General features: G+C 72.8%; 9 protein-coding genes. 7 read left to right on the top strand and 2 right to left on the bottom strand.

Features of this window, described 5'->3' with window-relative positions; all coding sequences use genetic code 11:
- Window positions 1-212: 212 nt before the first annotated feature.
- The 5 genes from AC4BEG_RS07995 (at window position 213) to argF (ending at window position 6,821) form a co-directional block, all read left to right on the top strand.
- A complete protein-coding gene (locus tag AC4BEG_RS07995) occupies window positions 213-932 on the top strand; it encodes a Crp/Fnr family transcriptional regulator (RefSeq protein WP_201878643.1) in 720 nt (239 codons plus the stop codon).
- Between the two features lie 389 nt (window positions 933-1,321).
- The gene (locus AC4BEG_RS07990) at window positions 1,322-3,391 is read left to right on the top strand and encodes a hypothetical protein (RefSeq protein ID WP_490705207.1); all 2,070 of its coding nucleotides are present in this window, start codon (window positions 1,322-1,324) and stop codon (window positions 3,389-3,391) included.
- 14 nt (window positions 3,392-3,405) lie between these two features.
- Window positions 3,406-4,305, top strand: coding sequence for a hypothetical protein (locus tag AC4BEG_RS07985; protein WP_490705206.1), 900 nt, complete (start codon window positions 3,406-3,408; stop codon window positions 4,303-4,305).
- A 150-nt stretch (window positions 4,306-4,455) separates the two neighbouring features.
- Window positions 4,456-5,685 (top strand): arginine deiminase, encoded by a 1,230-nt coding sequence (locus AC4BEG_RS07980; RefSeq protein ID WP_490705205.1) that lies wholly within the window; start codon window positions 4,456-4,458, stop codon window positions 5,683-5,685.
- 131 nt (window positions 5,686-5,816) lie between these two features.
- Entirely contained in the window at window positions 5,817-6,821 is a 1,005-nt protein-coding gene (gene argF / locus AC4BEG_RS07975) for an ornithine carbamoyltransferase (protein ID WP_490705204.1), read from the top strand.
- 33 nt (window positions 6,822-6,854) lie between these two features.
- On the opposite strand, the gene AC4BEG_RS07970 is transcribed toward argF, so the two are convergent.
- On the bottom strand, window positions 6,855-7,316 hold the full coding sequence (locus tag AC4BEG_RS07970) for an ATP-binding protein (RefSeq protein ID WP_201878650.1): 462 nt from the start codon (window positions 7,314-7,316) through the stop codon (window positions 6,855-6,857).
- A 267-nt stretch (window positions 7,317-7,583) separates the two neighbouring features.
- On the opposite strand from AC4BEG_RS07970, the gene AC4BEG_RS07965 reads away from it, so the two are divergent.
- A complete protein-coding gene (locus AC4BEG_RS07965) occupies window positions 7,584-8,411 on the top strand; it encodes an enoyl-CoA hydratase family protein (RefSeq protein ID WP_490705203.1) in 828 nt (275 codons plus the stop codon).
- On the top strand, window positions 8,408-10,753 hold the full coding sequence (locus AC4BEG_RS07960; RefSeq protein ID WP_490705202.1) for a bifunctional salicylyl-CoA 5-hydroxylase/oxidoreductase: 2,346 nt from the start codon (window positions 8,408-8,410) through the stop codon (window positions 10,751-10,753). The genes AC4BEG_RS07965 and AC4BEG_RS07960 overlap by 4 nt, the downstream gene beginning before the upstream one ends.
- On the opposite strand, the gene AC4BEG_RS07955 is transcribed toward AC4BEG_RS07960, so the two are convergent.
- Window positions 10,750-11,703, bottom strand: coding sequence for an IS481 family transposase (locus tag AC4BEG_RS07955; protein ID WP_490704309.1), 954 nt, complete (start codon window positions 11,701-11,703; stop codon window positions 10,750-10,752). The two genes, AC4BEG_RS07960 and AC4BEG_RS07955, sit on opposite strands and share 4 nt — an antisense overlap.
- Window positions 11,704-11,961 lie beyond the last annotated feature (258 nt).

Genomic DNA, 11,961 nt, shown 5'->3' with positions numbered 1-11,961 from the left:
CGCCCGCCGCGGGCTCCGGCGGCCCTGGCGGCCCCCGCGTACTGCCGCCCGGAGCCCCGGGCGCGGACGCGGACCATTGACGTGACCGTGTCGGCTGCCTAGCGTGCTGCTCGATCCCATCGTTCTCCATCCCATCGTTCTTCATTCCACCGATCTCCATCCCACCGGTTCTCCGCGAGCGTGACGACCAACGAGCAGAGCGGGGAGGGCGGATGAGTCTCTTCGAGGACGGACGGCCGTTCCTCCACGCGCTTCCCGCCGACGACCGGCGTGCGCTGCTCGCCCTCGGCAGCCCCCGGGTCTACGACCCTTCCCAGGTCGTGCTGCGCGAGCACGACCGCACGACCTTCGTCGTCGCCATCACCTCCGGCTGGGCCACCGTCTCGGTGGAGACCGAGCGCGGCGTCCGGCTGATCCTGGCGCTGCGCGGAGCGGGCGAAGTCGTCGGGGACCAGGCCGCGGTGGACCACGGCTCGCGCAGCGCCACCGTCACCGCGCTCGGCCGGATGGAGGCGGTCGTGGTCTCCGGCGACCGGTTCCGCGCCTATCTGGCCGCCCGTCCGGTGGCCACCATGCTGATCATGCGTCAGTTCAGTTCCCGGCTGCGCAGCTCCGACGGTGAGCGCCGCTCGCTGGCCTCCGAGAAGGTGCTTCAGCGGCTCGCCGCCCGGCTGGTCGAACTCGCCGAGCGCACCGGACACTCCGGTCCCGGCGGCGCCATCACCGTCGATCTCCCGCTGCCGCAGCACGACATCGCCGCCGCGGTGGGCTCGACCCGGGAAGCGGTGGCCAAGGCGCTGCGGCTGCTGCGCGACCAGCGCGTCGTACAGACCGCCTCGCGCCGCTTCGTGGTGATGGACCTCGGACTGCTGCGGCTATTGGCCGAGGGGCGCGCGACGGGTGAGCAGATCCCGGCACGCCCCCGCGATTGAGCGCGGGCGCGTACGCCCCGCCCGTTTCCGCGACTGTGTAAACGGCTACAGCCCCCGCACCGCTCCCCGGGCACGCTGGACACGCACAGGGGAGCCGGACCGTGTGCGACGGGGGTGCACACGGCCCAGCGCCCGGCACCGGAGAGGGGCGGCGGGACGGGCAGGGGGAGAGAGTCCCGCCGCCCGCTTCGGGCCCCGGAGCCCAAACGGTCCGGCACCCAGGAGGGCTGACGCCCAGGGGTCCGGTGCCCCGGCAGGTCCGGTGCCCCGGCAGGTCCGGTGCCCTGGCAGGTCCGGTACCCCGCGCCGCGGCGCTCCCGCGCCCGGTGAGACGACAACGGGCCCGCTCCCGGCCATACGGGGGCCACGGCGGCGAAGGACGGCGGGCGATGAGCGGAACCGAGAACATCGACGTCACGGTGGACAACACCGGCATACGGCGGCTGGACATCCCGAAGGGCGGTCCGCTGAACGGCGCGGGCGAGGCGGGCGGCGCCCGCACCGCGCGCGAGGCCCGTGCGCATCTGCACCTCACCGACTGTCCGGCGCCGTTCCTCGCCGACGACGCCCGCTCCACCCTCGCCGAAGGGCTCGTTCCGCACGAGGAGTTGGCGCGGCTGCACCGGCTCTACCGCACCGGCCCCGGCCACCCGGGCTTGCGTGAGCAGCTGCGGCGCACCCGCCTTCTCGCGTTGTGCGGCGAACCGGGCACCGGCCGCGCCTGGACCGGGCTCGCGCTCCTGGCCGAACGCGCCGAGCTCGCCGGAGGCGGTGTCACCCGCCTCGCCCCCGGAATCCTCCTCGGTACCTCCGCCGTGCGGGAGCTGCAACGCGGCCACGGCTATCTCCTCGAACTGCCCACCGCGGCCGTCGTGTCCAGCGTCACCATGCCGCCCGGCACCCTGCTGGACCGGCTGCGCGCCCGGGTCGTCGAGTGTGGGGCGTTCGCCGTTGTCCTGATCCCCGGCGGACCGGTGGCCGAACGGCTGTTGGGCGACCGCCGTCACGCACTGCCCCATGAGCCGCCCGCCGCCGCCGACGTCCTCGAGGCCCATCTCGCCGAGCTGCTCGCCGACGCCCCCGCCGAACTGCTGGAGCTGGCCCGCACCACCGCCGCCCGGCCCGAGGTGGCCGAGGCCCTCGGCCTGGACGAGCTGCGCCCCGGCGAGGCGGCCCGGCTCGCGGGTCATCTCGCCGCCCACGCGCGGGGCGGGATGTCCGATGAACGGCTGCTGGCGCACTGCCGGTCGTTCGCCCCGCGCCAGGCCCGTGCGTGGTTCGCGGCGCCCGGCCGCGCGGACACCCTGCCGGCGGCCCTGCCCGAACTGCGCGCCGCCGCACTGCGGATCGCGCTCGCCGTCTTCAACGGCTCGGCGTACAGCCTCACCGCGGAGGCCGCCGAGCTGTTGACCTGGGAGCTGGCTGTCACCCTCGACCCCCAGCACGCCCCGGGTCGCCCGCTGTTCACCGCCCGCCCCGGGGTCGCGCCCGCCACGGCCCGCGCGGTGTGCGGGGACGGCGTGGAGGACCTTGCGGAAGCGTCCGTACCGGTCCGCGCCGTGTGGTTCCGGGGGCGGCGGCTGGCGCCCGCGGTGCTGTATGAGGTGTGGGACGGCCACCACAACCTCCGCGGCCCGACGGCCCGTTGGCTGCGCGCGCTGTGCGACGACCCGCGCCCGCAGGTGTGGGTGCGGGCCGCGGTCGCCGCGGGTGTGCTGTGCGCCCGCGACTATCTCTACGGTCTGACCGAGCTGCTGCTGCCGCTGGTGCGCACCGACAGCCCGGTGCAGCGGATGGCGGCCGCCACCGCGCTCGCCGAGGCCGCCCGCGCCCCGGAGGTGCGCCCCGTCGTGGACGGCCTGCTGCGCGCCTGGGCACGCGGCGACGACGAACGCGAGCGCGAGACGGCGGCGCTCGCCCACGGCTACGGCCTGGCGGCGGGTTCGGTCCCGGCGTCCCTGGCCGAGCTCGGCCGGATCGCCTGCGCCGACGGCGGCGTCACCACCTCCTACGGCGTACTGCGGCTGCTGGCCGGTACCGAGCCGGAAGTGGTACTGGACGGGCTCACCCACTGGCTGCGGGACACCCGGCGGCCCCGGCGCGACCTGGCACTGCTGACGGCGCTGCGCGCGGTCACCACCCGCACCTCGCATCTGTGGGGGCTGCGGGAGGTGCCGGAGCTGGAGCCGTACACCGCCTGGCCGTTGGCCACGGCGCTGCTGGCCGCCCGGCCCGGCTGCGCGCCCCAGCTGTCCGAACTGCTGCGGGCCGCGCTCACCTGGGCCCGGTCCGCCGGTGCCGCCGAGGACGCGCTCGTCGGCTGGATCCGGCGGGCGGCCCGCGACGAACGGCAGCTGGCGGTGTTGTGCGGCTTTCTGCCCCGGCTGGCGCAGGACGGTGACGAGCCGCTCGACGTCCGGGCGGCCACACGGATACGGGAGGTGCTGGAAGCGCTGTGAAGGAAGGAACGGGGATGGTGAAGGAGATGGACCGCACCACCGGTGCGGAGGAGGAGACCGGGCACCGCGCCCACACGGAGACCCGGAACACGGAGACCCGCGGCCGCACGGAGAGCGGGCACCGCGCCCACACGGAGACCGGGCAGCCGCCCGGCACGCACGGCGGCGAGCGGGGCGCCGCGCACCCCAGTACCCCCGCCCGCCGGTTCTCGGTGACCGGCGCCCGCCGGCTGCGCGAGGTGCTGCGCCACGGCGGGGACGCCCTGGCCGTCGCGCTGCGCGAAGCCGACGATGGCGTTCTGCTGAGCACGCTCGACGAGGGGCTGCCCGCCGAGCGGGTCACCCGGATCGTGGTCGAGCTGGTGCGCCGGGCGCCGGAGCGGGGGCCGGAGCTGGCGGACGCGGTCTGCGAGAAGGTGCTGCTGGCCCATCTCTATCTCGACGCCCCGGCCGGTCCGGCGGTGGGCGAGGCCGGACGGGGAGCCGCCGCGGATCCGGACACCCGGCTGCGGGTGCGGAACGCGCTGATGCTCTACGAGGGTCTGGTGCGCCCGTACGCGGACCGCGGGGCCGTGCCCGAGCTGATGGTGTGTGTCCTGCCCGGCCTGTGGAGCGCGGGCGACGGCGCGGGCCGCGAGGTGGTGCGCCGGGTCATCGGCACCCGGCAGCCCACCGGCTTCGGCGAGAAGGGCTGGAAGGCGCTGTTTGCCGGAGTCGCCGAGGAGTGCCGGGAGCTGGAGGACGCGGCGTGCCGGGCCACCCGACGGGAGGCGCGGCGGCGCCGGTGGCGGTCGCGGCGCGGGGACGACGACGGCGGCCGGATCGATCTGCAACCGGGCCAGCTGTGGGTTTCCGCCCTGCTGGGCTTCATCGCCGTCGCGCTGGTGCTGATCGTGGTGCTCGCCGCGGGCTGAGCCCGGCCGCCCCCGGCCCCCGGACGGCCCCCGGGCGGTCCGCGGCGGACCCGCGTACGGCGCCGTCGGCCGGGGCAGGTACCGGCCAAGATCGGAGATATGTGTGTCGCGGGACGTTCACCGTGGGCCCGCAGCGGCGAAGATGGGTGCATGGGATTCCATGTGGACTCCGAGGCCGGGCGGCTGCGCCGTGTCATCCTGCACCGCCCCGATCTGGAGCTGAAGCGGCTCACTCCGTCCAACAAGGACGCTCTGCTCTTCGACGACGTCCTGTGGGTGCGTCGGGCCCGCCAGGAGCACGACGGGTTCGCGGATGTGCTGCGCGACCGCGGTGTCGAGGTCCATCTCTTCGGTGATCTGCTCACCGAGAGCCTCGCGGTTCCGGCCGCGCGGTCACTGGTGCTGGACCGGGTCTTCGACGAGAAGGAGTACGGCCCGCTCGTCACCGACCATCTGCGCGCCGCCTTCGACGAGCTGACCGCCCCCGAGCTCACCGAGGCGCTGATCGGCGGGATGACCAAGCGGGAGTATCTGGCGCGGTACCCGGAGCCGGTCTCCGTCCGTTTCCACGCCATGGAGCCCGACGACTTCCTCGTCAATCCGCTGCCGAACCACCTCTTCACCCGGGACGCCTCCGCATGGGTCTACGACGGCGTCTCGATCAACGCGATGCGCTGGCCCGCCCGCTGGCACGAGACGGTGCACTACGAGGCCGTCTACCGCCATCACCCGCTCTTCGCCGACGAGGACTTCCACGTCTGGTCGGAGGGACAGGCGGCCTACCCCTCCACGATCGAGGGCGGCGATGTGCTGGTGATCGGCAAGGGCGCGGTGCTGATCGGCATGAGCGAGCGGACCACCCCGCAGGCGGTGGAGATGATCGCGCACCGGCTGTTCGCGGCCGGTTCGGCCCGCACCATCGTGGCCCTGGACATGCCCAAGGGGCGGGCCTTCATGCATCTCGACACCGTGATGACGATGGTCGACGGCGACACCTTCACCCAGTACGCGGGGCTCGGGATGCTCCGCTCGTACACCATCGAACCGGGTGCGGGCAGCCATGAGCTCAAGGTCACCGACCATCCGCCGGAGCATATGCACCGCGCGATAGCCGCCGCCCTCGGGCTGGATTCCATCCGGGTGCTCACCGCCACCCAGGACGTCCACGCGGCCGAGCGCGAGCAGTGGGACGACGGCTGCAATGTGCTCGCGGTCGAGCCGGGTGTGGTGGTCGCCTACGAGCGGAACGCCACGACCAACACCTTCCTGCGCAAGTGCGGGATCGAGGTCATCGACATCCCGGGCAGTGAGCTGGGGCGGGGCCGCGGCGGTCCGCGGTGCATGAGCTGTCCGGTCGAGCGCGCCCCCGTGGACGGGTAGGCCCTGTCCTGGCATCGCACCAACGAAGACCCCCCTCCGCATATATACGGCCCTTCGTATATGCTTCCATGGTTCCTGGCCGCGGTATCGCCGCCGCAGCCGTGATCCACCGTGACCGAGGAGCCCACCCCATGGCGATTGACCTCACCGGCCGCCATTTTCTGAAGGAGCTGGACTTCACCGCCGACGAGTTCCGCCGGCTGGTCGGCCTGGCCGCCGAACTGAAGGCGGCCAAGCACGCGGGCGCGGAGGTGCGGCGGCTCCAGGGCAGGAACATCGCCCTGATCTTCGAGAAGACCTCGACCCGCACCCGCTGCGCCTTCGAGATCGCGGCCGCCGACCAGGGCGCCTCGACGACCTATCTGGATCCGGTCGGCTCGCAGATCGGGCACAAGGAGTCGGTCAAGGACACGGCACGGGTGCTGGGCCGGATGTTCGACGCCATCGAGTACCGGGGCCATGGCCAGGGTGTGGTCGAGGAGCTGGCCGCCCACGCCGGGGTGCCCGTCTACAACGGCCTCACCGACGAGTGGCACCCCACCCAGATGCTCGCCGATGTGCTCACCATGAGCGAGCACAGCGACAAGCCGCTCCACGAGATCAGCTACGCCTACCTCGGCGACGCCCGCTACAACATGGGCAACTCCTACCTCGTCACGGGCGCCCTGCTGGGCATGGACGTCCGGATCGTGGCGCCCCGGCTGCTCTGGCCGGACAACACCATCGTGGAGCTGGCCCGTCAGCTGGCCGCCGCCTCCGGTGCCCGGGTCTCACTCACCGAGGACGTCGAGGAGGGCGTGCACGGGGCGGACTTCGTCGCCACCGATGTGTGGGTGTCGATGGGGGAGCCCAAGGAGGTGTGGGACGAGCGGATAGCGCTGCTGGGTCCGTACGCCGTGACGATGGACGTGCTGCGCGCGACCGGGAACGACGCGGTGAAGTTCCTGCACTGCCTCCCCGCCTACCACGACCTGGGCACCGACGTGGGCCGGGAGATCTACGAGCGGCACGGGCTGACCTCGCTGGAGGTCACCGAGGAGGTCTTCGAGTCGGCGCACTCCGTCGTCTTCGACGAGGCGGAGAACCGGATGCACACCATCAAGGCGGTGCTGGTCGCCACGCTCAGCACGCCCTGAGGCCCCCGGTGCGGAAGGTGCCGGGCCCGGCGGTCAGCGGGTCCGGGGCGGGAGGGTGAACCAGACGGCCTTGCCGAAGTCGGTGGGGCGGTAGCCCGCGTCCGCGCTGAGGGTGCGGATCAGCAGCAGTCCGCGGCCGCGTTCGGCCAGGCTCGGGGTGCCGTCGGGGAGGTCGGCGCCGTCGGGTCTCTTGGGGCCCTCGGGGCGGCCCGGACCGTCGAACCCACCGGGCGGGGTCGGGTCCTGGTCATGCACCTCGACCTGCCAGCCACCGGTCGGTACCAGCTCCACCACCAGCTCTATGGGCTCGTCGCCGTCGGTGTGCTGCACGGCGTTGGCGACCAGTTCGGCCGTCAGCAGCTCCGCGGTGTCCCCGTCCACGGGGGCACCGATGTCCGCCAGGGTGTTACGGATCAGCGCACGGGCCAGCGGAACGGCGGCCGTCGTGTGCGGCAGTGCGAAGCGCCAAGTGGCGGCACGGAGGGGTTCGGGCAACGTCCTGGTCCAGTCGTCAGCGGAGCCTTGCGGCCGGGCGCACGGCTCTCCCCCCGGGTGAGTCCGGGGGGAGATACCGCAGCCCTTGACGGTATGAAGCGGACGATAGTGCCGGAAGGGACCGTGGACCACTCTTGCCGGGACTTATGACCCGACGGGCGACGTCCGCACGACGCCGACTTATCGCGTACTCGTGACGACAGTCATGATGCGGTGATAGCTTCAACTGGCAGGCAGCAGCCGTCAGGCCGAAGGAGGCCAGGGCCCATGAGTCCGTTCACCGGCTCCGCGTCCCGCACCGACAAGTGGCGCCATCTGCGCCTCACGCTCGACGACGGCGTGGCGAACGTCACCCTCGCCCGCCCCGAGAAACTCAACGCGCTCACCTTCGGCGCCTACGCCGATCTCCGCGACCTCCTCGCCGAGCTGGCCCGCGAGGGCTCCGTCCGGGCCATGGTGCTCGGCGGCGAGGGCCGCGGCTTCTGCTCCGGCGGAGATGTCGACGACATCATCGGCGCCACCCTCGCCATGGACACCCGGCAGCTCCTGGACTTCAACCGGATGACCGGACAGGTGGTGCGCGCCCTGCGGGAGTGCCCCTTCCCCGTGGTGGCCGCGGTGCACGGGGCCGCGGCAGGTGCGGGCGCCGTTCTCGCGCTCGCCGCCGACTTCCGGGTCGCCGACCCCACGGCGCGCTTCTCCTTCCTCTTCACCAAGGTCGGGCTCTCCGGCGGTGACATGGGTGCCGCCTACCTGCTGCCGCGCGTCGTCGGGCTCGGCCACGCCACCCGGCTGCTGATGCTCGGCGAGCCGGTGCGCGCCGCCGAGGCCGAGCGCATCGGGCTGATCAGCGTGCTGGCGGACGAGGGTCAGGCACAGCAGCGGGCCGAGGCGCTGGCCCGGCGGCTCGCCGACGGGCCCTCCCTCGCCCTCGCCCAGACCAAGGCGCTGCTCACCTCCGAGCTGGACATGCCGCTGTCCGCGTCGATCGAGATGGACGCGGCGACCCAGGCGCTGCTGATGAACGGCGCGGACTACGCCGAGTTCCACGCCGCGTTCACCGCCCGCCGCGAGCCCCGGTGGCAGGGCCGGTGACCGCCGGACGACCGGCCCGGATCGCCGTCGTCGGCGGCGGGCCCGGCGGTCTGTACGCGGCGGTGCTGCTGGCCCGGCTGGATCCCCGGCGCGAGATCACCGTCTGGGAGCGCAACGCGCCCGACCGGACCTTCGGCTTCGGGGTGGTCCTCTCCGACGAGACCCTGGGCGGTATCGAGCACGCCGACCCGGCCGTCCATACCGAGCTGTGCCGTGAGTTCGTCCGCTGGGACGACATCGACGTCGTGCACCGCGGCCGGGTGCTCACCTCCGGTGGCCACGGCTTCGCCGCGCTCGGTCGGCGGCGGCTGCTGGAGATCCTCCACCAGCGCTGCCGCGAGCTCGGCGTCCGGCTCCACTTCCGGACCGCGGCGCCCTCCGCCGCGTCCCTCGCCCGCACCCACGATCTGGTGATCGCCGCGGACGGAGTGCACAGCGCCATCCGCCAGGCCCACGCCGACGCCTTCCGCCCGCGGCTCACCACCCACCGCTGCCGCTACATCTGGCTCGCCGCCGACTTCGCCCTGGACGCCTTCCGCTTCGAGACCGCCGAGACCGAGCACGGCGTGCTGCAACTCCACGGCTACCCCTATGCCCGCCCGTCACCCGACCGCCACCCCTCATCGATGCCCTCCGGGCAACCCTGCTCCACGGGCGCCAGCACCGTCATCGTCGAGGCCCGGGAGGAGGTTTGGCGCCGGGCCGGGCTCGACCGCTGCACCGAGCAGGAGTCCACGGAGATCTGCGCCAAGCTCTTCGCCGACGCCCTCGGCGGCCGCCCGCTGCGCGGCAACGGCTCGCCGTGGACCGCGTTCCGCACCGTGGTCAACGAGCGCTGGTCCCACGGCAATACGGTGCTGCTCGGCGACGCCGCCCACACCGCGCACTTCTCCATCGGCTCGGGCACCAAACTGGCCGTCGAGGACGCCCTCGCGCTCGCCGCCTGCCTCCAGGAGCACCCGGAACTGCCCGACGCGCTCGCCGCGTACGAGGCCGAGCGCCGCCCCGTCGTCGAGTCCACCCAGCGGGCGGCCCGCGCCAGTCTGGAGTGGTTCGAGAATCTGGGGCTCTATCTCGGCCAGCCGCCCCGCCAGTTCGCGTTCAACCTGCTCACCCGCAGCCGCCGGGTCACCCATGACAATCTGCGGCTGCGCGACACCGGCTTTGTCTCGGCGGTCGAGCGGGAGGCGGAGGTGCCGGACGGCACGCCGCCGATGTTCACCCCCTTCCGGCTGCGCGGACTCACCCTGCGCAACCGCGTGGTGGTGTCCCCGATGGACATGTACTCCGCGCAGGACGGCATCCCCGGCGACTTCCACCTCGTCCACCTCGGTGGGCGTGCCCTCGGCGGTGCGGGCCTGGTCATGACCGAGATGGTGTGTGTGAGTCCCGAGGGACGGATCACCCCCGGCTGCGCCGGACTGTACGAGGACGCCCAGGAGACGGCCTGGCGCCGGATCGTGGACTTCGCCCATGCCCAGTCCCCGGGCGTGGCCCTCGGCGTCCAGCTCGGCCACAGCGGACGCAAGGGCTCCACCCGGCTGATGTGGGAGGGCATCGACGACCCGCTGCCGGACGGCAACTGGCCGCTGGTGGCCGCCTCACCACTGCCCTACCGCCCCGGCGTCAGCCAGATACCGACGGCCCTGGACACCGCCGGACTCGCCGCCGTCCGCGACCAGTTCGTCTCGGCCGCGGAACGGGCCGCCCGCGCCGGATTCGACCTGCTCGAACTCCACTGCGCCCACGGCTATCTGCTCTCCGGCTTCCTCTCCCCGCTGACCAACCTGCGCACCGACGCCTACGGCGGCTCGCTTCGGGCCCGGCTGCGCTATCCGCTGGAGGTCTTCGACGCCGTCCGCGCCGTCTGGCCCCGCGATTCCCCCATGACGGTGCGCATCTCCGCCACCGACTGGGCCGAGGGCGGTACCACCGCCGAGGACGCGGTGGCCATCGCGTCGGCCTTCGCCGCCCATGGCGCCGACGCCATCGACGTCTCCACCGGTCAGGTGGTCGCCCACGAGCGCCCCGACTTCGGGCGCTCCTACCAGGCGCCGTTCGCCGACCGCATCCGCAACGAGCTCGGCGTTCCCGTCATCGCCGTCGGGGCCATTTCCTCCTGGGACGACGTCAACTCCCTGATCCTGGCGGGGCGCGCCGACCTCTGCGCCCTGGCCCGCCCCCATCTCTACGACCCCCACTGGACCCTGCACGCGGCGGCCGAGCAGGAGTACACCGGACCCGGGGCGCCCTGGCCGCTGCCGTACCAGGCGGGCAGCCGGAAGCCGCCGACGGGGCGTACGGACGGGCCCAAACCGCGGCTCGCGCTGGAGGAGCCCTAGGTGTCTTGCCCTGTGAGGTTGGGGACGCGGCTGGCGGGTGGTTGGCCCTTCAGCGCGGTGTGTCCGCGGTGGTGATTGTAGGTGTGCAGCCAGCCGGGGAAGGCTTCGCGTCGCTCGGTCTCTGATCGGTAGGGGCGGGCGTAGGCCCATTCGTCGAGCAGGGTGCGGTTGAGGCGTTCGACCTTGCCATTGGTCTGGGGGCGGTAAGGCCGGGTTCGCTTGTGGGTGATCCCAGCCGCCGCGAGGGCTTCGCGCCAGTCGCGTGAGCGGTAGCAGGCGCCGTTGTCGGTCAGAACCCGCTCGACGGTGATCCCGCACGAGGTGAAGAATGCCTGGGCCCGGGTCCAGAAGGCCGTCGCGGTCTCCTTCTTCTCGTTGCCGAGGATCTCGCTGTAGGCCAGGCGGGAGTGGTCGTCGACGGCGGTGTGGATGTAGCTGTAGCCGGCGTTCTTGCGGGTCTTGCGCCCCGCTTGGCGGCCCAGCATCTTGTGGCCGCCACCGTCGGGGATGTTGCCGAGCTTCTTGATGTCCACGTGGATCAGTTCGCCCGGCCGGTCGCGTTCGTAGCGGCGTATGACGTGTCCGGTGGCCCGGTCCAGGTGTGTGAGCCGGGCCAGCCGGTAGCGGGTCAGCACGCGGTGCACGGTCGAAGGCACCAGGCCCAGCAGGTGGGCGATGCGGGCCGGGCCCCACCGGCGCTGGAGGCGGACCTTGATGATCCGGCGTTCGGTGCGGGTCGGGGTACGTCGTGGGCTCGTGTGTGGCCGGGAGGACCGGTCGGTCATACCTGTCTCGCCGAGCAGACAGTAGCGGTCCGCCCATCGCTGGGCTGTGGTCGGTGAGACCTGGAAACGTTCGGCGGCACGGCGCAGGGTCCAGCCGTCCTCGACCACACAGCGGGCGAGGCGAAGACGGCCGGTCTCAGTCAGGGGTGCATTACGGTGGGGCAAGAGGGCCTTCTCGGTGCTCGGTGGAGATGTCGCAATCCACACCGAAGCCGGAAGGCCCTCACTCGTTCAAGACCACCAAGCCGTGCCGTCCATCACCAACCTCTGTGGACAGAACACCTAGGGCCCGTCGTCAAAGGGGCCGCCCTGCTCCCGACGCCTGGCACGGCACCTCGCCGCGTTGTCGAAGTCGCCCGAGTACGCCCAGTACGAGGGCGATCCTCCGCCTTGCGAGTCACCGCACCAGACGCCGCTCGCGGC

This window comes from Streptomyces sp. JLBJ103, assembly GCF_058215575.1.
This window is presented reverse-complemented; position numbering and strand designations above follow the sequence as displayed.

What these genes read in the sequence shown, in the direction of transcription:
- AC4BEG_RS07985 (WP_490705206.1), top strand. Translation starts at nt 3,406, where the DNA reads ATGGTGAAGGAGATGGACCGCACCACCGGTGCGGAGGAGGAGACCGGG.
- AC4BEG_RS07980 (WP_490705205.1), top strand. Translation starts at nt 4,456, where the DNA reads ATGGGATTCCATGTGGACTCCGAGGCCGGGCGGCTGCGCCGTGTCATC.
- AC4BEG_RS07990 (WP_490705207.1), top strand. Translation starts at nt 1,322, where the DNA reads ATGAGCGGAACCGAGAACATCGACGTCACGGTGGACAACACCGGCATA.
- argF (WP_490705204.1), top strand. Translation starts at nt 5,817, where the DNA reads ATGGCGATTGACCTCACCGGCCGCCATTTTCTGAAGGAGCTGGACTTC.
- AC4BEG_RS07965 (WP_490705203.1), top strand. Translation starts at nt 7,584, where the DNA reads ATGAGTCCGTTCACCGGCTCCGCGTCCCGCACCGACAAGTGGCGCCAT.
- AC4BEG_RS07995 (WP_201878643.1), top strand. Translation starts at nt 213, where the DNA reads ATGAGTCTCTTCGAGGACGGACGGCCGTTCCTCCACGCGCTTCCCGCC.